22 protein-coding genes are annotated in these 21,096 nt (G+C 61.5%); 9 read left to right on the top strand and 13 right to left on the bottom strand.

Annotation, left to right across the window (positions count from 1 at the left end):
• Nucleotides 1-48 precede the first annotated feature (48 nt).
• The 5 genes from ruvB to FGL65_RS07485 all read right to left on the bottom strand — a co-directional run bounded on the left by ruvB (nucleotide 49) and on the right by FGL65_RS07485 (nucleotide 3,775).
• Nucleotides 49-1,047: a Holliday junction branch migration DNA helicase RuvB gene (ruvB, locus tag FGL65_RS07505; protein ID WP_147820604.1), complete on the bottom strand. Its 999-nt coding sequence runs from the start codon at nucleotides 1,045-1,047 to the stop codon at nucleotides 49-51.
• On the bottom strand, nucleotides 1,044-1,676 hold the full coding sequence (ruvA, locus tag FGL65_RS07500) for a Holliday junction branch migration protein RuvA (RefSeq protein ID WP_147820603.1): 633 nt from the start codon (nucleotides 1,674-1,676) through the stop codon (nucleotides 1,044-1,046). The genes ruvB and ruvA overlap by 4 nt, the downstream gene beginning before the upstream one ends.
• Nucleotides 1,673-2,197, bottom strand: a complete 525-nt coding sequence (gene ruvC / locus FGL65_RS07495; protein ID WP_147820602.1) for a crossover junction endodeoxyribonuclease RuvC — start codon at nucleotides 2,195-2,197, stop codon at nucleotides 1,673-1,675. Before ruvC ends, ruvA begins: the two co-directional genes overlap by 4 nt.
• Before the next feature lie 182 nt (nucleotides 2,198-2,379).
• A complete protein-coding gene (locus tag FGL65_RS07490) occupies nucleotides 2,380-3,129 on the bottom strand; it encodes a YebC/PmpR family DNA-binding transcriptional regulator (RefSeq protein WP_147820601.1) in 750 nt (249 codons plus the stop codon).
• A gap of 46 nt (nucleotides 3,130-3,175) precedes the next feature.
• Nucleotides 3,176-3,775, bottom strand: coding sequence for an RlmE family RNA methyltransferase (locus FGL65_RS07485; protein ID WP_147820600.1), 600 nt, complete (start codon nucleotides 3,773-3,775; stop codon nucleotides 3,176-3,178).
• A gap of 68 nt (nucleotides 3,776-3,843) precedes the next feature.
• On the opposite strand from FGL65_RS07485, the gene FGL65_RS07480 reads away from it, so the two are divergent.
• Together FGL65_RS07480 and FGL65_RS07475 are read left to right on the top strand one after the other, a co-directional pair.
• Complete coding sequence (locus FGL65_RS07480; protein ID WP_147820599.1) at nucleotides 3,844-5,358, top strand: glycosyltransferase family protein; 1,515 nt, start codon at nucleotides 3,844-3,846, stop codon at nucleotides 5,356-5,358.
• Nucleotides 5,359-5,406: 48 nt separating this feature from the next.
• Complete coding sequence (locus tag FGL65_RS07475; protein ID WP_147820598.1) at nucleotides 5,407-5,988, top strand: DUF8453 domain-containing protein; 582 nt, start codon at nucleotides 5,407-5,409, stop codon at nucleotides 5,986-5,988.
• 173 nt (nucleotides 5,989-6,161) lie between these two features.
• Here FGL65_RS07475 and FGL65_RS07470 read toward each other — a convergent pair whose 3' ends face one another.
• From FGL65_RS07470 to FGL65_RS07455, 4 genes are all read right to left on the bottom strand, one after another.
• On the bottom strand, nucleotides 6,162-7,541 hold the full coding sequence (locus FGL65_RS07470; protein WP_250645598.1) for a M48 family metalloprotease: 1,380 nt from the start codon (nucleotides 7,539-7,541) through the stop codon (nucleotides 6,162-6,164).
• A gap of 71 nt (nucleotides 7,542-7,612) precedes the next feature.
• The gene (locus tag FGL65_RS07465; protein ID WP_187170580.1) at nucleotides 7,613-8,440 is read right to left on the bottom strand and encodes a glycosyltransferase; all 828 of its coding nucleotides are present in this window, start codon (nucleotides 8,438-8,440) and stop codon (nucleotides 7,613-7,615) included.
• A 90-nt stretch (nucleotides 8,441-8,530) separates the two neighbouring features.
• Nucleotides 8,531-9,166 carry a YkgJ family cysteine cluster protein gene (locus FGL65_RS07460; protein ID WP_147820596.1) on the bottom strand — a complete coding sequence of 212 codons (636 nt, stop codon included), beginning with the start codon at nucleotides 9,164-9,166 and terminating at the stop codon, nucleotides 8,531-8,533.
• A 109-nt stretch (nucleotides 9,167-9,275) separates the two neighbouring features.
• Entirely contained in the window at nucleotides 9,276-10,037 is a 762-nt protein-coding gene (locus FGL65_RS07455) for a substrate-binding periplasmic protein (RefSeq protein ID WP_187170579.1), read from the bottom strand.
• 185 nt (nucleotides 10,038-10,222) lie between these two features.
• Between FGL65_RS07455 and FGL65_RS07450 the strand changes: the two genes are divergently transcribed.
• Nucleotides 10,223-10,930, top strand: a complete 708-nt coding sequence (locus tag FGL65_RS07450) for an SIMPL domain-containing protein (protein WP_147820594.1) — start codon at nucleotides 10,223-10,225, stop codon at nucleotides 10,928-10,930.
• Nucleotides 10,931-10,998: 68 nt separating this feature from the next.
• Here the strand turns inward: FGL65_RS07450 and FGL65_RS07445 are convergent, their stop codons facing one another.
• Both FGL65_RS07445 and FGL65_RS07440 read right to left on the bottom strand, forming a co-directional pair.
• The gene (locus FGL65_RS07445; RefSeq protein WP_147820593.1) at nucleotides 10,999-11,481 is read right to left on the bottom strand and encodes a hypothetical protein; all 483 of its coding nucleotides are present in this window, start codon (nucleotides 11,479-11,481) and stop codon (nucleotides 10,999-11,001) included.
• Between the two features lie 123 nt (nucleotides 11,482-11,604).
• Nucleotides 11,605-12,744 (bottom strand): sensor histidine kinase, encoded by a 1,140-nt coding sequence (locus FGL65_RS07440; protein ID WP_187170578.1) that lies wholly within the window; start codon nucleotides 12,742-12,744, stop codon nucleotides 11,605-11,607.
• Between the two features lie 154 nt (nucleotides 12,745-12,898).
• On the opposite strand from FGL65_RS07440, the gene FGL65_RS07435 reads away from it, so the two are divergent.
• Complete coding sequence (locus FGL65_RS07435) at nucleotides 12,899-13,642, top strand: substrate-binding periplasmic protein (RefSeq protein WP_147820591.1); 744 nt, start codon at nucleotides 12,899-12,901, stop codon at nucleotides 13,640-13,642.
• A 6-nt stretch (nucleotides 13,643-13,648) separates the two neighbouring features.
• Here the strand turns inward: FGL65_RS07435 and FGL65_RS07430 are convergent, their stop codons facing one another.
• The gene (locus tag FGL65_RS07430) at nucleotides 13,649-15,043 is read right to left on the bottom strand and encodes a sigma-54-dependent transcriptional regulator (RefSeq protein ID WP_147820590.1); all 1,395 of its coding nucleotides are present in this window, start codon (nucleotides 15,041-15,043) and stop codon (nucleotides 13,649-13,651) included.
• A 3-nt stretch (nucleotides 15,044-15,046) separates the two neighbouring features.
• Nucleotides 15,047-17,488, bottom strand: a complete 2,442-nt coding sequence (locus FGL65_RS07425; protein ID WP_147820589.1) for a c-type heme family protein — start codon at nucleotides 17,486-17,488, stop codon at nucleotides 15,047-15,049.
• A gap of 266 nt (nucleotides 17,489-17,754) precedes the next feature.
• Here FGL65_RS07425 and FGL65_RS07420 point away from each other — a divergent pair, with 266 nt between their 5' ends.
• The 5 genes from FGL65_RS07420 (at nucleotide 17,755) to FGL65_RS07400 (ending at nucleotide 21,034) form a co-directional block, all read left to right on the top strand.
• Nucleotides 17,755-19,395: a YeiH family protein gene (locus tag FGL65_RS07420; protein ID WP_147820588.1), complete on the top strand. Its 1,641-nt coding sequence runs from the start codon at nucleotides 17,755-17,757 to the stop codon at nucleotides 19,393-19,395.
• Nucleotides 19,396-19,405: 10 nt separating this feature from the next.
• Nucleotides 19,406-19,588: a hypothetical protein gene (locus tag FGL65_RS07415; protein ID WP_147820587.1), complete on the top strand. Its 183-nt coding sequence runs from the start codon at nucleotides 19,406-19,408 to the stop codon at nucleotides 19,586-19,588.
• Nucleotides 19,589-19,790: 202 nt separating this feature from the next.
• Nucleotides 19,791-20,237: a universal stress protein gene (locus FGL65_RS07410; RefSeq protein ID WP_147820586.1), complete on the top strand. Its 447-nt coding sequence runs from the start codon at nucleotides 19,791-19,793 to the stop codon at nucleotides 20,235-20,237.
• An 11-nt stretch (nucleotides 20,238-20,248) separates the two neighbouring features.
• Complete coding sequence (locus tag FGL65_RS07405; protein ID WP_147820585.1) at nucleotides 20,249-20,827, top strand: hypothetical protein; 579 nt, start codon at nucleotides 20,249-20,251, stop codon at nucleotides 20,825-20,827.
• Between the two features lie 9 nt (nucleotides 20,828-20,836).
• Nucleotides 20,837-21,034 (top strand): hypothetical protein, encoded by a 198-nt coding sequence (locus tag FGL65_RS07400; RefSeq protein ID WP_147820584.1) that lies wholly within the window; start codon nucleotides 20,837-20,839, stop codon nucleotides 21,032-21,034.
• The last annotated feature ends 62 nt before the right edge of the window (nucleotides 21,035-21,096 follow it).

Below are 21,096 nucleotides of genomic sequence, written 5' to 3'. Positions count from 1 at the left end.
TCAACTATTCGTCTTCAGGGAATTTCACCTGGCCGCTAAAGCCATGTCCTAGAAATCGTTGAGCAGGTTGCGCTGGTCCCCGTCCTCAATGCGCATCTTGAGATGCTTGTACGCCTTGGGGGTGGCCACGCGGCCGCGCGGGGTGCGCTTCAGGAAGCCGCACTGGATCAGGTACGGCTCGTAGATGTCCTCGATGGTGCGCACCTCTTCGGAGCAGGCCGCGGCCAGGGTCTTCACGCCCACGGGGCCGCCCGCAAAATTCTCGATCATGAGATGCAGGATCTTGCGGTCCATGTAGTCCAGGCCGTAAGGATCCACGTCGAGCCGGTCCAGGGCCATCTCGGCCAGGTCCATGTCGATGTCGCCGTTGCCGTGCACGTGGGCGTAGTCGCGCACGCGGCGCAGCAGGCGGTTGGCGATGCGCGGAGTGCCGCGCGAACGCTTGCCGATGGTGAAGGCCCCCTCTTCCGAGACCTCCACGTCCAGGATGCGCGCGGCGCGCTGGACAATGCGGCCCAGTTCCTCGGGGGTGTAGAAATCGATGCGGAACACGCAGCCGAACCGGTCACGCAGGGGCGAGGTCAGCAGGCCCAGACGGGTGGTGGCCCCCACGAGCGTGAACGGGGCAAGGTCGATCTTCACGGTGCGCGCGCCGGGCCCGGAGCCGATGACCAGGTCGATCTGGAAATCCTCCATGGCCGGGTAAAGCACCTCTTCCACGGTGGCCGGCATGCGGTGGATCTCGTCGATGAACAGGATGTCGCCTTCCTCGAGATTGGTGAGGATGGCGGCCAGATCGCCGGAGCGCTCCAGCACCGGGCCGGAGGTGGAGACAAGGTTCACGCCCAGCTCCGAGGACATGATCCGGGCCAGGGTGGTCTTGCCCAGGCCGGGGTTGCCGTAGAAAAGCGTATGGTCCAGGGGACGGCCGTTTTCCCTGGCCGCGCGGATGAACACGTCCAGGTTGGCGCGCAGGTCGTCCTGGCCGATGAAGTCGGCAAGACGTTTGGGCCGGATGGTGTCGTCAGGAAGGGTGCACTTGCTCATGTACGGGCCGCCGCGATTTTCTTGAGAGCCCCACGGATGGCCGTGGCGGCGTCAATTTCCGGCTCCTCGTCGAAGATGTCCTTGAGCAGGGGCCGGGCCTCCTCTTCGGAATACCCGAGGTTCTTGAGCCCTGCAAGGGCGTCGAAATATTCGCCTTGCGGCCCCTGACGCCTGTCCGCCCTGCCGCCCTTGGCCGGGGCGGCCTTGAGCCGGGCGGTGGCCAGCTTGTCCACCTTGTCCTTGAGATTCCAGAGGATCTGGCGGGCGGACTTGGGGCCGATGCCGGGCACGGTGGCCAGGGTGTCGGCGTCCTCGCGGAAGGCGATCTCGCGCAGGTGGTCGGCGTCGAACTGGCCCAGGATGGCCATGGCCTTCTTGGGGCCGAGCTTGTCGATGGAAATGAGGGTGCGGAAGACCTCCAGGTCCTCGAAGGTCAGGAAGCCGTACAGGTCGATGGCCTTTTCGGCCACGGCCGTGTGGATGTAGAGCTGCACCTCCTGGCCCTTGCCCGGCAGCTTGGAAAGCACGGACACGGGCGCGGCGACCTCGTAGCCCACGCCGCCGGGCGTGAGCAGGATAAGGCCCGCTTCGGTGACTTCGAGAACCCGTCCTTCGAGATATGCGATCATTTCTGCCCCGTGAGTTTCCTGAGCCTGCGCTCGTTGAGATGGCAGATGGCCACGGCCAGGGCGTCGGAGGCGTCCTCGGCCCAGCCGGGATTGCGGATGCCCAGGGTATGGGCGACCATGTAGGCCACCTGCGACTTGGGCGCGTTGCCCACGCCCACGAGATTCTTCTTCACGTAGGTGGGCTCGTATTCGGCCACGTCCATGCCCGCGGATGCGCAGGCGGCCATGGCCGCCCCGCGCGCCTGCCCGAGCTTGAGCGCGGACATGACGTTCTTGGACACGAAGACGTTTTCAATGGCCGCCTCGGCCGGGGCGTGCTCCGCAATGAGCTGGCTCAGCTCCCTGAAGATCACGCCCAGCCGGATGGCCATGCTTTGCTTGACCGGGGTGCGGACCGTGCCCGTGGCCACCAGGGTGACCTGGCCCGAGGTTTCCGTGACGATGCCGTAGCCCGTGACCCGGGAGCCCGGGTCCAGGCCAATGACCGTCACGCCGTTTGAAGTGTCCGCACTGTTCTTCATAAAATCCCTAAGGCTGTTCAGAAGGGTTTGAGTGCCAGACGCCGGGACAATCCAGCCCGCAGCGTATCAACCAATACGCGAGGACCTGGATTGTCCGTAGCACACCACAGGCGTAAGGTCTTGCAAGCTCACAAGTTCGCTAACAATTCACTTAGCACGGCAATCGATCCCTTGTGGGCAGCCTAGCCAGCGAGTTCCTCCAGGAGTTCGTCCGGGAAGTCGGCATTGACATGCACGTTCTGCACGTCCTCGTTCTCCTCGATGGCGTCGATGAGCTTCATGACCTTGCGGCCGGTCTCCACATCCACCTCGATCATATTCTCGGGGATCTGGGACATCTCGGAGGATTCGTATTCCATGCCCGCTTCCTCGAAGGCGGACTGCACGGCCATGTAATCGGTCGGGGCGCAGTGCACGGCAAACATGCCGTCTTCGTGGAGAATGTCCTCTGCGCCGGCTTCCAGGCCCACTTCCATGACCTGTTCCTCGGAGTACTGTTCCTCGTTGAGAAGAATCACGCCCTTCTTGTTGAACATCCAGGACACGGAACCGGCCTCGCCCATGTTCCCGCCGTTCTTGCCCAGCAGATGGCGGATTTCGGCCACGGTGCGGTTCCGGTTGTCGGTGGCGGCTTCGATGAGCACGGCGACGCCGCCCGGGGCGTAGCCTTCGTACACCACTTCGATGATGTCGCCGCCGGCGATTTCGCCGGTGCCCTTCTTGATGGCGTTTTCGATCTTGTCCTTGGGCAGGTTCACTGCCTTGGCCTTCTGAATGGCCAGGCGCAGGGATGAGTTGTCGTCCGGGTTGCCGCCGCCGGCTTTCGCGGCGAGGATGATGTCCTTTGCGGCCTTGGTGAAAAATTTCGCCTTCTTGGCGTCCTGACGACCCTTGCGGTGTTGAATGTTAGCCCATTTGCTATGTCCAGCCATGTATTCCTCCTAAAACTTCATTAATCAGCTGATTGAACCAGTTCTTTTACCCTTCAACGCCCTTAAAGCCAAGTCCGACAATGAAGGTCTCCTTGCTTTCGGCCCGCGAGCTCTTGGGCTTGAAGACCTTGACGGAATCGAAGTACGGGCGAAGGGAATCGATATAGGCCTTGGTATCCGGCCCCTCGAAATTCTTGACCACGAAATGGCCGCCCTTCTTGAGATGCTTGGCGGCTATTTCGAACGCTTTCTCACACAACTCCAGGCTGTTGGCCTGGTCGGCAAACTTGACTCCGGTGGTCTTGGGAGCCATATCACTGATGACCAGGTCGAACGGCAGCAGCGGCTCCATGGCCGCCAGCAGCTCGGGGGAATCCGAGAACACGTCCTCCTGCATGAAGGTGACGTTTTCCTCGAACACGGTTACCGTGCTCTGCAGGTCCACGCCCAGCACCCGGCCCTTGGGGCCGACCTTCCTGGCCGCCCACTGGGTCCACGAGCCTGGGGCAGCGCCCAGGTCGATGACGGTCTGGCCCTGCCGAAAGATCTTGAATCTTTTGTCGATTTCCTGGAGTTTGTAGACCGAACGAGCCGCATAGTTGTCCTTTTTGGCCCGTTTGAAATAATGATCCTGATACTTCTTCATAACAATGCTCCGTTGCCGTGTGGGGCGGACAGTAGCCGAAACCGACGCATTAGCCAAGGCTGGATAGCATGACGAGACCCGAGCGCGCGCAAATAGTCAACGAACTGGGGAAAAAGCAGACCCTGCCCTCGGACAAGGGGCAGTTCGAATCCATGGGCCTTGGCGTGGAGACCGTGTTCCTGGGCCTGGGGCCGGAGCCGGAAAGGCTGCAGGAATGGTTCCCGTCCGTGCAGGCACCCCTCTATGTGGAATGTCCGGGATTCGAGGAACAGATGGGCCCGGACTGGAAGGCCCGCATTCCCGAGGGATTCTGGTCCATGCCCGCCGAGGCGTTCACCCCGGAATTCGCCCGCACCGCCCGCGTCATCCGCTATCGTCCTGGCCTCAAGGCCTTCCCCACCTTCTGGGGGCCGCTGGCCGCAAGGCTGGCCAAGGCGCACTGGAAGGAGTGCGGCGTGGAGCGCCATGTCTGGCTGCCCACCACCGAGCGCGACCTGCTGGGCAGCGAGCTGGCCATCGCCTTCAGCGAAGAGGGCTACACCGCCTTCAGTCCGGACCCGTTCAAGGCCGCCAACGAACCCGGCACCTACCTGCCGGACCTGTTGCAGACGGCCACGCCCGAACTTTTCTTCAGCGTCAACTTCAAGGGGCTGGACCCCTTCGGCCTGGGCTTCAACCTGCTGCGCGAGGCCGGCACCCGCGTGGCGGTCTGGCTGGTGGACAATCCCTTCAGCCTGCTGACATCGGTGAAGTCCGGCTACTGGAAGGAGGTGGACCTGTTTGTCACCGATTCCAGTTTCATCCTGCCCCTGAAGGAACTGGGCGCGCAGAGCGTGCATTACCTGCCCCTGGCGGCCTGCCCGCAGCTCTTTCAAAAAGACGGCGAACTGCCCGGCTTTGCCACGGGCATTGAAAACCGGCTCGTGTTCGTGGGGCGTTCGCAGTTCCCGGACAAGGACAAATACTACGCGGGGCTCAAGCTCGACAGCGCCCATTGGGACGAGGCGCGGCAGATGCTGGAGGACGGCAAGCGACCGGACTTCCACTGGTGGCAGGAGCAGACCGGCGTGCACCGGCTCTGGCCGGGAAACGAGGTGCGCCTGCCGGGCTTCGGTGCGGAGGAAAGCGGCCGGGCCTGGCGCTCCATGTGCCTCAAGACCGCGCCCGACCTGACCGTGTTCGGCGACGACGGCTGGAAGGAAATCCTCGGTCCCGAGGCCGACGTGCGGCCCGTGGTGGATTACTACGCAACGCTCCCGGCCATCTACCGACAGGCGGGCATGTGCCTGAACATGACCAGCCCGCAGCTCCCGGCCGGGCTGACCCAACGGCATTTCGACGTCTGGTGCGCGGGCGGCGTGCTCCTGACCGACGACACGCCCGGCCTGGACCTCTTTCCCAACGACCTGGCGCGGCCCATTACCTTTGCCTCGGCCGACGACATCGTCGTGAAATACGACGAGCTCAAAAGCAACGACCAGTTCCGCAAGGAACTGCGCGCCGCCTGGGAAGCGCTGATTTTACTTGAACACACCTACGAGAACCGCGTGAAGCTGGTGCTCGAAGGCGTGGGGTTGGAATAAAAATGCCAATTAGATATTATTATCACAACGAGAATAGTAGGAATAACAATGCTCGATATCATTAAAACAACAATGACTTGGCTTGATGTTCACGACGGATTTGCCATTGTGGCATTAACTTTCATAATGCTACTAATACACATTATATTTGTCATTCAAAATAGAAAATCTATTCTTATGAATGAAATACCAGAAGTTATTCCATATATACATCCCACCAAAAAAGGAATTGCTTCTATGGTAGATTTTTCGATTATCAACTGCGGAAAATCGCCCGCCTACAATCTTAGTCTTTCAGTCGATAAAGACCTCTCAGCAATGAAAGATGCAGGTTTATACGATGTTGGCCACAAGACATTTTCCCATATTCCCATTTTACCAAATGGAGAGTCATTAACAACATTTCTTGGAAGTGCAATTACATACATGAAACAAGATGTAATAAATGAATTAAATTTTGAAATTAAATATGAATCGTCTTCTGGAAAAAAATTTATAAAAGAATTCAGCATCCCGATAAAATATTTAGATGGAATTGTAACTGTCGGCAAAGAGCCTTATCGAGAAATCGCTGATAATAGCAAGAAAATTGCTGAGTACATAAGAAACATTGAAAGAAAGATCACATAGAGAACATTCAAAATCACTTCGCCTAACTATGACTGACGGTGCATAGCAAAATCTGCCAAGAAAGGTACAGATACGCGGAGAAAGCAAAAGGCAGTCCCGACGTGTATTAAAACATACACGAGGGGCTGCCCTTTTTTGCATCGACAAAGTGGATGCGCCTTTATCGGCAGATTTTATACAAACAAACTGCCATACGGATCCCCGGCAGGCACCTGAACCTGGGACCGGATATACCCCCACTCCACCAAACGGCTGTAGGCGTACTTGGCCTCGTCGCCCTGCTTCACCTTCTGGAGGAACTTGTAATAATCCTCGGCGGCCGCCTGTTTCCGGCCCAGCTTTTCCTTGGACAAACCGGTGAAGAAGGACATGTACGGATTGGGCAGCTTCTTGTCGTAGGCCTGGATATCCACCAGGGCCTTTTCGTACTGGCCGTTGCGCAGCTGGGTCAGCCCGGCCACGAGCAGGGCCTGCGGCTCCTGGGGGTAGGCGTTCTTGGCGCGCACCGCATACTTGACGGCCTGGCCGTCCTTGTCCCGCACCATGCAACACTTGGAGAGCATGAGCAGGCCCGCGTAATCCTTGGGCGAGGTCTTGAGCGCGGCCTGGAAATGCGTTTCGGCCTGGTCGTATTTCTTGTTGCCCATGGCCTCGCCGCCCTTCTGGAGGGAATTGATGACCGAAGCGATACGGCGCAGGGACGCGGTGTTGTCCATGTACCGTTCCTTGTACATCTTGAAATCCGAGGACGTGGCGTATTTCCCGGCCGCCGCGGCGCGGGCCGTGGTCAGACGCTCGGAGCTCATGGGGTGGGTGGAGAACATGACCTCCAGGGCCGAGGGATTGCTCTTGTGCTGCGCGTTGAGCATCTCCATGAGCCCCACCATGCCTTCGGTGTCGTAGCCTCCCCGGAACATGTATTCCATGCCCAGGGCGTCGGCCTGACGTTCGTCGTCGCGGCTATAGCTGGCAAGGAGCGCGCTGGCCCCGAAGCCGCCCGCCTGGGAAACCAGGGAGCCGAGCCCGCTGCTGTATGCCCCGGCTGCGGCCGACCCAAGGCCGACCAGAAGGCCCAGGCCCTGCTGCTTGCTCATGCGCTCGGCCGTGTGCCGGGCATTGACGTGCCCGATCTCGTGCCCGAGCAGGGCCGCCAGCTCGGCCTCGTTCTCCAGCTGCAGCATAATGGCGCGGGTCACGCCGACGCTGCCGCCGGGAAAGGCGTAGGCGTTGACGTAGGTGGCGTTGAGGCAGCGGAAGTTGTAGGGCATTTGCGGCCGGTGGCTGGTCGAGGCCAGGTGCATGCCCACCCCGCTGACGTACTTGTTCAGGGCCGCATCCTGCACGGCCCCGTAGTCGTTGGAGAACTGATAGGGCGAGGCCTGCTTGTCCAGGGCGATCTCCTGCTCCTCGGAAACAAGCATGAACTGGGATTCCCCGGTCACCGGGTTCTTGGCGCAGCCGGCCACCAAGGCCAACGCCCCCACGCCGGTGAGCTTCAGAAATTCGCGGCGGCCAAGCCCCTTGGCTTCCTGCATCTTCGTATATTTCAACATCATTCTCTCCATTTTTTGTCGCTCCCTAGCGCACAAAGGGAAAAAAGCAAACGGTTGCACAATATGCACGACTATACGGCGGAATAGAGGGCAATGCTCTCCTGATCGTCGTACACCTCGAAAATCCTGACCAGGTCGGCATGGGCCCGCGCACGCGCCGCGTCCGGGTCGTCCTCCCAGCCATAGGCCGGAAACAGCCGTTCCAGGCCGTAGCGTTTGATGATCCGGCGCGTGACCCTGGCCTTGCACTCCCGGAAGACCGGCGTCTTCCGGGAAATATTATCGTCGTGGGTGCGGCAGAACAGCGAGGGCCCGGCCATGTGCTTGAACAGGGCGTGCGGCGCGATGCGGGAGATATGGTCGTGGTCCGACCCCCGGGACAGGGATTCGTCGTACATGCCGAACCGCTCGTAAAGCCGACGGTGGAACGCGCTGCCCGACTGGGCAATGGGCATGTTCCTGACCAGCTCGCCCATGAGCTCCCCGATGCGGCCGTCCCAGTCCTCGTAGTTCCAGCCGCCAAGCACGTTAAGCTTCATGTCCGTGAGGATCATGTTGCCGTAAAGCACGTCCAGATCGGGCCGGGAGGTGGCCGCCCGGGCATAGCGCTTCAGGATGCCCGGGGCCAGGGCGTCGTCCGACCCCAGGGGAATGATGTAATCCCCCCGGGACAACCGCACGCCCAGATTGATGGCGCTGGCCACCCCGCCGTTCTCCTTTTTCAGGTACCGCATACCGGGAATGCGCATGGAGCGGATCAGGGCCTCGGTGTTGTCCGTGGACCCGTCGTCCACCACCAGCAGCTCCGCGCGGACCTCCTGGTTGGCCACGCTGGCCACGGCCTGGGGCAAAAACGCCTCTCGATTGTAGGTGGGAATAACCACGCTGAAGGAAACCACGTCACCGTCCCGGTTGAAGATCGTGAAAAACGGACGCCCGCATAGTAAACGGGCGTCCGCTCCAATGCAACAACGGTCCGGCGTGCGAATTCAGCCCACCCGACACCGGGGCCGGGCCGTGGGACAGCCGGTCTTGTAGGCGTGCTTGCGCGAGCCGGGATATTCCTTGCACACGCCGGGCTTGAGATCGTGAATGGAACAGGCCCAGACATTGCCGGGCTCTTGCGTCAGCCATGGACAAACCTCGGCTACCAGCTCCGAGCCCGGCCGCACCCAGATGCGGTAGGTGCCGTCCGCCTCCGGCCTGACCCACTCCAGGATATCGTCGCGCCCGGCCTCCCGCCAGACGCGCACGTCCCCGGCGGTGCATTCCCGGTGAAAATCCAGGGCGCGGCAGCACATGCCGCAGCGCGTACATTCGAAACGCTCCATGTCCGTGGCCACGAACAGACCGGGCTCTCCGCCGGGCCCCGAACCGGGCAGCGCCCGGGTCCAGAAGACCTCGGTGCAGATATCCAGCAGCTTGTCCGGGCCGGGGCGATGCAGGGCGAACAGGGTCCGCGCCACCCCGCCCATGGGCTCGTCCTCGGGCAGGGAATGCCCCGCGCCCAGTATCTCCATGACCCGCCGCAGCTGGTCGGGCTGGGGACCGTACTGCTCGAAGTCGATGCACACGGCCTCCCGCGCCTCGTCAAACGTCAGAAAGACGGATTCCTCCATGCTCATGCGACCTCCCGGAAACAGCACTGCCCTCACTCAGCCATAAAAACACATTTCCCTATAAAGGAAAACAGGAATCAAATAATGGAAGGACAAAAGAAGCGGACCGGACACATCAATAGGGCAGCGGATCGCACGCCCAGGCTGGATGGCGATACTTTTGAAGAATGCGGCGCTTTTCCTCGGCGGAAACAGCGGCAAGCCCCTTGCGCAAGCGGTCGACGGTCTCGTCCGGGGTGGCCGGGCCACAGGCCATGTACAACTTGTGGTTTCGCAAAGTGATCAGCGGCTGGAGTTCGCGAGCGTTCCTGTCGATGGCCGGAAGCTTCCAGGCGTTGTTCAGGTCATCACTGATGACGATATCCACCCGCCCCCAGAACAGCTTGGCAAACATCTGGTCCTCGTTGGGGGAAAGGTCCAGGTTGATCCCCAGCGAAAACCCCTGTTCCTCGAGAAACCTGTGCCCCACCCCGTCCCTGACCACGGCCACCTTGTAGTTGCGGGCATCGTCCAATGTCCTGACGACCACATCGGGCCGCGATCGAAGGCAGTACATCTTCTCGTCGACGGCCGGGGCCACCGGACCGATCCACTTGAAAAGCTTCTCCCGCTCCTCGGTCCTGACGATGGTATAAATGAGCACGTTGGGGTCGTTGCGGGCAATGTAATAGGCGCGGGCCCAGGGCATGACCTGGAAGCGCCCCTCCAGGCCCGACTTCTCCAGGGTCCTGCGCACCAGTTCGGTGCTCAGGCCGACCACCTGGCCGTCCTGCCTGAAATTGTAGGGCACCATTTCCTCGGTGACCACGAGCAGGCCGCCGCCAAAGACGGGGAAAGCCCACATCAGGCATACAACCGCAACGACAATCACCCGCATGCGATCCTCCAGACAACAAGCAAAATTCATTGCATTTTTTCACCAGATAATCAGAAGAACGCCATTATTTTTCCGCAAACAATTCTTATTCCCCGTTACCACAAATGTTGGGGCTATGCACTCCCCCCGATTCTGTGGCACAAGGGAACATCCTGCTTCACACAAACAACAAGGACACTTCAGATATGGAACAGAAAAACAGCATCGGCGTGATCGTGGCGGGCCTGCTGCTGGCTCTGGGAATCGCGGGCGGCGCCTGGGCCCTCGGCCAGGCGGTCAAGGACTTCAAGGCCATGGATCGCTACGTTTCCGTGAAAGGCTTTGCCGAACGGGAATACCCGGCGGACCTGGCCATCTGGCCCATCAGCTACAGCACCCAGGCCAACAACCTGCAGGAGCTGCACTCCAAGCTGCAGGCGGCCGACAAGACCATCCTCCAGTTCATCCGGGAACACGGGCTCGGCGACGCCGAAATCACCCCGGCCGCGCCCCAGATCACGGAAAACATGCCCATGGGCAACCGGCAGCCGGAGGCGCGCTACAGCGCCCAGGGCGTCATCACCGTGCGTTCCGAGGACATCAAGAAAATCAAGGAAACCATGCCGTTGTCCGGAGAGCTTGTCTCCAAGGGCATCATGCTCATCCGCAACTACGAATTCCAGCCCCGGTTCATGTTCACCCGGCTCAATGAAGTGAAGCCCGAAATGATCGCCGAGGCAACCAAGGACGCCCGCCGTGCGGCCAAGCAGTTTGCCGAGGACTCGGACAGCAGCGTGGGTTCCATCCGCAGCGCCCGCCAGGGCGTGTTCTCCATCCGGGACCGCGACCAGTACACGCCCGAAGTGAAGATCGTGCGAGTGGTCAACACCATCGATTACTTCCTGGAAAATTAGACGGCGAAAGCCAGACAAAAAGCGGCCCCCGAAGCAAACGCTCCGGGGGCCTTTTCGTGGACAAGGCCTCAGGCGTTGTCCACTGCGGAACGCAATGCCCTGGCCCTCTCATCCACGGCTTTGCTGTTGCGGATCTTGAGTTTGTCGAACAGGGTATTCATGGCACCGCTGCCTCCCGCCAGCAGTAGGGCGGTCAGGAACATGCCGATGAAGGTATTCAGCCCGGCGGTTCCGGGGAAAAGCGTCTTGACCAGATCGCCCACGATATCCAGGTCCGTGCTCCAGCAGAACACGAACAGGGAGATGACCAGAATGGGCGTCTTGTATCCCTTGTCGTGCAGATGGAGCAGGTAGACCTTCCAGTTGAACAGGGTGGAAAAGGCGACTTCGATGACCACGGACAAAACGAAAAAGCGCGCCAGGAGATTGATGCCCTGGACCATGGGGTCATCCGCGCCCGCAACGGCCCCCTCCGCAGCGAAGACGACCGCGACCGACACCGCGAGGGCGGCCACGGCCATCGGCAGCGCAAACCAGCGTAAAGACTTCATGCCGTTTCTCCTTGTCTCCATCGTGAAAAGGATACAATCAGGACAAACGATACCGTGTTTACGCAGCATGTCAATGCGGTTTTCGAAAAACCGGGAGAGAAAGGAAACAAAAGGATGGCAGAGCTACTCCCCGTTTCGGAACTCCCCGGGGATCTCCACCAGGAAGGTGGTCCTGTTCTGGTCGCAGGAAACACGCAGCGCCCCGCCCAGGTAATACTCCGTGAGCATCTTGGCCCGGTAGAGCCCGAAGCCGCGCCCCTCGCCCTTGGTGGTGAAGGCGCGCTTGAAGAACTGGTTGCGGATGTCCTCCGAAGGCATGCCCTCGTTGCACACGGAAAAAACGAACACGCCGTCCCGTTCCCGACAGCCGAACACGACCAGGCTGGAGGAAGGCATGGCCTCGAAGGCGTTCTCCAGCAGGGCCACGAGCACCAGTTCGAGCAGGGCCGGGTCAGTGCGCAGTTCATTTTCACAGTCGCAGTCGATCACGCAGCCCAGTTCCCGGTCGGATTCCCGGTTGGTGGCCGCGAGCAGCGCCTGCCGCATGAGCAATTCCGGATCCAGGAGCTCGGCGAGCACCCGCAGCCGTCCCTGCTCGGCGGCGCTCCAGACCTGCTGATGGCGGATCATGCCCACCAGTTCCTTGGCGGCGGAACGCATGTGGCCCGAATATTCGGCCATGTCCTCGCCCAGTTCCTCCTCGATGAGGTTGGCGAGCATGATCATACCCGAAGCATTGCCGAGGAGCTTGTGAAAAACAAGGCGCTCCATCTCGCGGGCCCGCTTCTCGTGGCTGACGTCCAAGGCCGTGAACAGGATCAGGTCGTGCCCCTCGAAGGAGAACGGCCAGGTGAACACCTGCAGGACCAGGGATTCGACCTGCTCCCCGAGGCGGCGTTCCAGAAGACATTCCTCCACGCCCCCGGTGCCCTGGAAACTTTCGAGAATGGCGATGGCCGCCCCGCATTGGCGGCAGAACCGCGTGGTGCCGCACCCGCCGTCCTGTAGATGGGCGTTCACGCAGCCGAGGGCCTCGCCCGGGCGCTGGCCCACGAGGTCCATCATGCGCCGCGCCCCGCTCAACTGCCGAAAGCGGGTATTGCCGAACACGATCTGCCGGTCCTGGTTGAGGATGATCGCGCTGAGCGGTAGCCCGTCAAAAAGCTTGGCCGCCAGCGACTCGCTGAAACGCGCTACCAGCGGCAGCAACGCTTCCTTGTCCTCCCGCCCGGGAGGGAGAAAATCCGTCAGCAATTCGGCCATCGAAAACATCCTCCTGCAAGCCTATAGAGAACTACCTACCAGACAATAACGATTTTGTTCAACGTGCGGCAGGGAAAAATCATCCCGGATCGAAGTGATTATTTTTTACGCCGCCGTTCTTGCGGCGTTCCTGCTCCGCACTATACAAGAAGACATGAACAAATTTATTGGCGCGCTCCTGGCCGTGCTTCTTTTCTCGGGCCTGGCCCGGGCCGAAAAGCCGGTCATCACCTTCACCACGCCGACCCAGCTGGAAAGCGCGGCCGCGCGCTTTTTCGAGGACCTGTATTCCGAGGCCTTCGGCAGGCTCGGCTATGGCTTCAAGCTGTTGCCCCGCCCCACCAAGCGTTCCCTCAAGGACGCGGAATCGGGAGAGGCGGACGGCGAAACCGCCCGCATTGACGACCCCGCCCTGGAAAAACAGTTCCCGGACCTGATTCGCGTGGATGAACCCGTGGGCTCCATGACCCTGATCGTCTACACCATCGACGGCCCGCTCCGGTTCGACGGCTGGGAAGATCTCTCCCTGCTCGGCAAGGACGACCTCGTGGGCTATCCCAGGGGCATACTGGCCATCGAGCAGCACGCCCGGGAATTCGGGCATGCCCGTGTCTACATCACCAATTCGGCTCTGCAGGGCTGCCGGATGCTTACCGCGGGCCGCCTCGACTATATCATTTCTCCCCGTTCCCTTCTTCGCAAGCTCTGCTCCGGGTCCCAGGGCTGCGATTACTCCCGCCTGGTGGAGGCGGGGGTGCTGGAGAGAATCCCGACCTATCCCTACCTGCACCGGCGCCACGCCGCCCTGGCGCCGGAGCTGGCCCGCGTCCTCCGGGAAATGAAGGCGGACGGCGCGTACCGGCGCATCATCCAAAAGTGGGAAAAACCAAGCGACTGACGCGGGCTAGCGGAAGCGGCCCACGTCGATGTCCAGCCGCCTGAGGATCTTTTGCAGGGCCACCCGGGAAAGCCCGCTGATGCGCGCGGCCTCGGAGACATTTCCTCCCGTGTTCAGGAGCAGATTTTCCACGTAATTGCGGGTGAAGCTGTCCACCACCACGGACTTGGCGTCCTTGTAGGACGACATGGTCTCCGCACTGCCGCCCCCGGCCCCGGCCTGGCTTTCCACCAGCCGCACCAGGGGCATGTCCACCACGTCCCCGGGCGCGAACACGGCCAGCCTGCGCACGAAATTCTGCAGCTCCCGGATATTGCCCGGCCAGGGACGGGCCGACAGGTAGGCCAGGGCCTCGGGCGCAAACTCCCTGGGCGCGGACTCCATCTCGGTGCAGGACTGGTTCAGGAAGTGGTGCGCCAGCAGGGGAATGTCCCCGGTCCTGTCGCGCAGGGCGGGCACCTGCACGGTGAGCACATTGAGCCGGTAATAGAGGTCCTCGCGAAAGCTCCTGTCCCGGATGCGCGCCTCCAGGTCCTGGTTGGTGCTGGCCAGGATGCGCACGTCCACCCGGATGTTCCGGCTGGACCCCACGGGACGGATCTCCTGCTCCTGAAGGCTTCGCAGCAGCTTGGTCTGGATGGACGCGGAAATATCCCCGATCTCGTCCATCAGCAGGGAGCCGCCCCGGGCCGCCTCGAACAACCCCTTGCGGTCGCGGTCCGCGCCGGTGAAGGCCCCCTTCACATGTCCGAACAGCTCGCTTTCCAGCAACTGGTCCGGAATGGCCGGGCAGTTGACCGTGAGCAGCTCGCCGGTTCCGCGCCGGCTGAGCCTGTGGATGGTGCGGGCCACCAGTTCCTTGCCCGTGCCCGACTCGCCCCGGATGAGCACGGTGTAGTCGGATTCGGCAATGGCGGCCAGGGCCTCCTTGAGCCTGCGCACGGGCAGGCTGTCGCCGATGATGGCGTCGCACTCGGCCTGTCTGCCCACCAGGTTGCGCAGCCGCACGTTTTCGCCCAGAAGCCTGCTGCGCTCCATGGCTTTGCCCACCACTTTGAACAGGGTTTCCGGCTCAACGGGCTTGGTCAGGAAGTCATAGGCCCCGCCGCGCACGGCCTGGACCGCGGCTTCGATGCTGCCGTAGGCCGTGAGCAGCACCGCCGTGGTCTGGGCCCAGATATCCCGTGTCCTTTCCACCAGCTCCTGCCCATCCATGCCGGGCATGGAAAGATCGCTGAGCAGCACCAGGAACGGCACCTCGGCCATGGCCTCCAGGGCCTCCGCCCCGGAATGCACCGTGACGATGCGCTGGTCCGGGAACCGTCCCTGCAGGAGCCGGGAAATGCCCCGGGCGAAATCCCTTTCGTCGTCCACCACCAGTATGCCTTGTGCTTCGATCATCGCCTACTCGCCTCGTTTGAAGGGAAAATGGAGGAAAAACTGCGCGCCCTGGTCGCTGACGACGTCGATGCGGCCGCCCAGGTCCCTGACCAGGCCGTAGACCACGGCAAGCCCCAGGCCCGTGCCCTTGCCCACCTCCTTGGTGCTGAAGAAGGGGTCGAAGATGCGGTCCATGACGTCGGCCGGGATGCCGCCGCCGTTGTCCGCCACCATGAGCACGGCCTCGGCGGCCACCGGGTCGCTGAAGACCTTGAGGGTGATCTTTCCGGCCCCCTCCCGCACCGCGTCCAGGGCGTTGTTGAACAGGTTGGCCAGAATCTGCTCCATGGCCTGGCCGTTGACGGTCAGGCCGGGGAATTCCGGCTCAATGTCCACATCCACCCGCACGCCCCGCTTTTCCGCCTGGACCAGGAACACGCGGGCGCTCTTGCGCACGGTCTGGGCCAGGTCGATCTCCTCGGCGTCTCCCTTACCGGGCCTGGCAAAATTGAGCAGATCCTGCAGCACGTTCTGGGCCTGGGTGGCGTGGCGCATGATCACTTCCACGTCCTCACGGGCGTTGTCCGTATCCACGGCATTGCGCAGCAGCTCACCGTAGCACTTGATCACGCCCAGGGGATTGTTCATCTCATGGGCCAGGCCAGCGGCAAGCTGCCCCACGGTGGCCAGCTTTTCGCTCTGGCGCATGCGGGCCAGCATGCTTTTCTCGTTGGTCACCTCGCGGATATAGACCACCAGCCGTTTTTCCTCGCCCCCGACGGGATAGAGGCTGACCGAGAAATGGCGGTTGTCCCGGGTGCGGACCTCCCTGGATTCGGGAACACCCCGCTCCATGGCCCCGCGCAGGGGGCAGTCCGCGCCGTTCTCCCCGTCCCCGAACAGGGAGGGCATGAGGGCCTCGGCCCCGCCTTCGTCCGAGGCGGCCTCCGTGGTCAGGGCCCTTCCCAGGGCGCGGGCCGCATGGTTGGCCAGCACCACCGAGCAGCGGCCGTCCATGTAAAGCAGGGGGTCGGAAATCCCTTCGACAACGGACTGGAGCAGCCCTTTCTGGCGAATGAGATTGTCCAGGGCTCCCAGGTTTTCCATGGCAATGCCCAGCTGCTGGCCCAGGGCCACCAGCACGTCGCGGTCCTGGTCCTTGAGTTCCAGCCGGTCCTCCCAGAATATGGTCAGCAGGCCCTCGAAGGCCGAATCATTGGCTCCCACCGGAATGACGGCCCGCCCGGGCTCGAACAGGGCCTCGCCCCCGGTGAGGATGTCCTGCCACGTTTCCGGCAGTCCGGGACGGACGCCCGGCTCGGGCCAGGAATAGAAATTCTGGGTGGCCAGCATGCAGGTGAATCCCGCGCCCGAGGCCCCGAACCGCCGTGCGATGATGGGCAGGGAACTCTGCCACATCTCCTGGCGGGAACGGCTCTGGTTGAGCTGGTCCAGCAGGAGCACGAACAGGGCCACGTCGGCCTGGCGCTCGGAGACCTCCTTGCTCAGTTCCCGGGTGCGCTGATCCACCATCATTTCCAGGTTGGCCGCATAATCCCTGAGCTGGGTGCGCGCGCTGACCAGGTGGTCGCCCAGTTCCTCCATCCCCTGGACGATCTCCTCGATCTCGTCCATCTCCTCCACCCTCTCCAGCACCTTCATGTCCTCCTGGTCCTGGAAGCGGTCGCGAAAGACCCGGGTCAGGCGGTGCAGGTTGTGGGTCACCAGCCGGTTGTAGAAGACCTGGACAATGGCGAAGAAGATGAACATGCCGCCCGCATAGACCCCGATATAGCCCACGGTGGCCTCCTGGATCTGGGAAACCGCCGAATCCACGGGGAGCCCCACCAGGTCGATGCCGCCGATGCTGTCCATGGTGCGGCCGAATCCCCTGGAATCGCCATAGCGCTCGATGAGCACCTGGGGCGCGTCCGCCGGACTGCCGTGGCAATGCATGCACTTGTCGTAAAAGATCACGGGCCGGGCCGTGAGAAAATATTCCTTGCCGTCGATCTTCTGGTACCCCTCCCACTCGGCCATCAGCGGATCGGCCCGGAAGCGGTCCATGATCTCCCGTTCCATGGCATTGATCTCGAACTTGGGGTTGCGGGCGTTTTCCGAAACGCGGCGATACAGGAACTGGGCCACGCCCTCGCCCTGGCCCTCATACTGCCCCACCCGGTCCATGATCTTGCGGGAGATGTAGGAGGAGCTCATGGCCTCGATGATGAACTGGTCCTTGGGAATGGTCCGGAACATCTTGGGCCGCAGAACCTTGCGCACGTACTGCTGGACCGAGTCCACCTGGGAAAGCATGAGCTCGGCCTTATCGACAACCTGGGTATGCAGCAGGGACTTGAGATGAAAATACATGCTGGCCGAGAAGAACACCCCGCCCAGCAACACGATGGCCCCCAGCCCCAGCAGAAACCGGGACTGCAATGTCTGCGGCCTGAATTTAGCCATATATGAACCCCCACGGCCCGAAACGGCCCTCTTTCAAAACATCCTTCCCGCCACTGTAACACGCCCGGAGATTGAGGCAAGGGGCATGCCTCCCTTGGAAACCCGGGAACACAGGTGATAACTCAAGTTTACAATATGGCGATCGCCCACAATATTTTTCTCCAACAATTTCAAAATACTAGCCAGCCAATCGCATTGGCACGCCCCTTGCCTTGAGACAAACGGCATCCTCCGGGCTGCCGAAAACATTTTCAAGGAGAGGAAGTATGGCTAATTCCGATGTCGGACGTCCAAGCAACATGCCGCTGCTGTTTCTGAGCGGCCTGCTGCTTGCCTATGGTGTCCTTGTCATGATGGGCGCTCTCACGCCCCTGCTCAAATCCCTGAACGTTCACAAACAGATCGACCTCATGGAGGTGCTCTGCTTCGTGGGCGCGGGCCTCGGGTTCGCAACCGCGCTCATGCGCCAGGGACGCATGAACAAACCCCTGACAAAGAGGGATATCTTTGTGCTGGAAACCATTCCGGGCATCCTGTTCATCATGGTGCTGGCAATGGGCATCCGCTGGTTCCTGGAGCCCCTGGTCATCCTTTTCTCGGACCAGATGGCCCCGTTGCTCGGCTTCAAGGTCTATAAAGTTTTGAACCTGAACTACGTGGTCCTCGGCATCCTGGTGGGCATCGTCATCACCAACTCCTGGGGCATTCCCAAGTTCGCGGCCAGCGGCGTGAAGACCGCACGCTTCGTGCTCAAGATGGGCGTCATCCTGCTGGGAGCGCGCTACTCCTTCGCGGAGCTGGCCAAGCTGGGCATGGTCTCGGTGTGGATGATCGGCTTCTTCGTGCTGGGCACCGTGTTCTTCGTGCTCTTCCTGGGCAACCTGTTCAAGCAGCCCAAGTCCATGACCGGCGTTCTTTCCGCGGGCATGGGCGTGTGCGGCGTTTCCGCCACCGTGGCCTGCGCCCCGGTGGTGCGCGCACGCTGCTCGGAAATGGCCTACACCATCGGCACCATTCTGGGCTTCGGCATCCTGTGCATGTTCATCTTCCCCACCGTGGGCAAGATCGTGGGCATGAACCCCACCCAGTTCGGGGCCTGGGCCGGCACCGGCATCCTGAACTCCGCACAGGTGGCGGCGGCCTGCCTGGCCTTCAACGCCGTTGACATCAAGACCCTCAAGGTGGGCGAAATCTTCAACATCACCCGCGTGCTGTTCCTGCCCGTCATCGTCCTGGTGCTGGCCAGCTGGTACGGCAAGCAGAGCGGCACCAAGCTGAGCTTCAAGGAAGTGGTCATCGACAAGTTCCCCATCTTCATCCTCGGCTTCCTGCTGCTCTTCGCCATGTCCTCCTTCGGGCTGTTCAGCCCTCCGGGCCACTACAAGGGCAAGTATCTCGACTTCAGCTACAACCAGCGCACCGAAGTCACTCCCGAGGAACTGACCGTGCTCCAGAACGCCCAGCAGGCGGGCCTGACCGGCTTCACCGCCAATGAGCGGGCCGCTTTCGACGACCTGGTCAAGCAGCACCAGATCGCCGGCGATTTCTCGGACCGCGACGACAAGACCGTGTTCGACGCCACCGCGCGCCAGCGCATGGCCGGCCTCGAATCCATCCTGGCCCGCACCAAGGGCAAGGAAATCACCATCGGCGCGGAAGTGAAGAGCGCCATCGGCCACGCCATCAAGCAGGTGCACAAGAAGTCCAAGACCATCGTCACCCTGACCGACGCCATGATCTGGTTCTTCGCCTACGGCCTCATCGGCCTGGGCATGCAGATCACCCGCAAGTCCCTTGCGCAGGCGGGCGGCTGGCCCCTGGTCATGGGCACCATCTCGGGCATCACCAAGGCAACCCTGTCCTTCATCGTGGTCATGTACTTCGTCAAAGACGTGGTCCTGAAGTAAGGAGGAAGATATGGAAGAGAACGTCAAGTTGGAAAAAGAAAATTGCCCCACCGGGCAGGAGCAGGACCAGCAGCAGAACGAGGAACGCGCGCTTTCCGTGTTCGCCTCGGAAAAGAACGAGGACCTGACGGCCCTGAGCCTGGTTATCGTGGTCACCTTCGTGGTGCTCCTCTTCACGAAGTGGCTGGCGTAACCCCGCGCAAAAAGGCGATTGCAAGAACGCCGAGGAAAGCCCCGGACTGCGCGCATGTCAGATTCGCGCTTCCAAGCCCGGTTCCGAGGTCTTGCCAATAAGCCTTTGCGATGCCCGGGGCGGACAGGTGCAAACCGACACACCCCATAGAACCCGGGAGGGAGGATCCAGGTCCTCCCTCCCAACCCCATTTGGAAGGAACATGTTCAAAAAAATACTGCTCGCCACCCATGGTACGCCCGGAGCGCAAAAGGCCGAGCGGCTCGCCGCCCAGTGGGCCGCCCAAAGCGGCGCGGAACTCGTCGTGCTGAGCATCTTCAACGAGGACTGGCAGCACATGACCGGCGACGACTGGCTCAATGCCTCGGCCACCCGCAACAGGTTCGCGGATTATGTCATGGGCGAGGTCAATGCGGAGATGGACCGCCTCGTGGAACGGCTCGACAAGAACCTGGCCGGGCTCAGGCCCCGCTACCGGCGGGCCTCGGGCGACATCGCCGCCGTGCTGGCCGAAACCGCGGAAGAGGAAAAGGCCGACGTGGTCATCATGGGCGCGTACCAAAAAAAACAGGCCCCGGGCTTCAAGGCCCGCTTCGAGAACAAGCGCCTGCATCCCATGCTGCCCTGTCCGCTGGTGGTGGCTCCCTGAGGGGTTCAGGCATGGAAGCAGTCCTGAACAACGACACCCGCGAAGTCGGGGCCGCCGCATCGGAGTGGATGACCACCAACCTGCCCTGGCTGGAATCCTTCTGGCAGGAGATGGACGCCATGCGCCTGATGCGGCTCAACCCGCACTGGCATATCGACGAAAAGGATGGCGGATACGCCATCGACGACATCATGACCGACTTCGAGTTCGGCACGGATGCAATATTGGAAAACGGCCCGGGACGATGGTCGGCCGATTTCCCGTCCATAGGCCTTACCCTGCTGGCCCGCAAGGGGCCGGACGGCAATGCAGAGCTGGCCTACGAATTCACGCAGCAGCCAGGCTGCAGGCTCGACGCGGCCAAGGCCGAGCGGCTGGTGCGCTACTGGCTGCCCAGCCTGAGGGAATATTACCGGCTCCACGGGGAAGACTCCCTCAAGCACCGCTTCTGGCGCTTCGTCATGAACAGGATCATGCTCAAAATGAATCCGACCCAGCGGCGCATCTGTTCCTTCATGCTCAAGCTGACCGTGCTGGAGACGCTGCTCATCGTGGTGCTGGCCATCGGTTTCTGGTTCTATGTCAACTAAGGAGAATCCATGAACAAGACCGCAAAGAACTTCGTCCGGCATCTGTGGGTGGGCTTCAATGCAACCGCTTATCTGTCCTTTGCCGCAGTGCTCCTCTACCAGTACCTGGCCGTCATCTACGAGCTGCCCGGGAGGTTCCTCTCCGTGCTGCACGACACCCGGGGGACTGGTGGCTGGACATCCAGTGGAGCCATCCGTTTTTCCTGACTTGGCTGAGCTGCGTCTTCGTGTTTGCGGCAAGCTACGGATTTCTGCGCCGCAACGATTCC

The sequence above is a fragment of the Salidesulfovibrio onnuriiensis genome, from assembly GCF_008001235.1.
Lineage (GTDB): Bacteria > Desulfobacterota > Desulfovibrionia > Desulfovibrionales > Desulfovibrionaceae > Pseudodesulfovibrio > Pseudodesulfovibrio onnuriiensis.
Note: the sequence above shows the minus strand (reverse complement) of the source record. Positions and strands in the feature narration are given on the sequence as shown.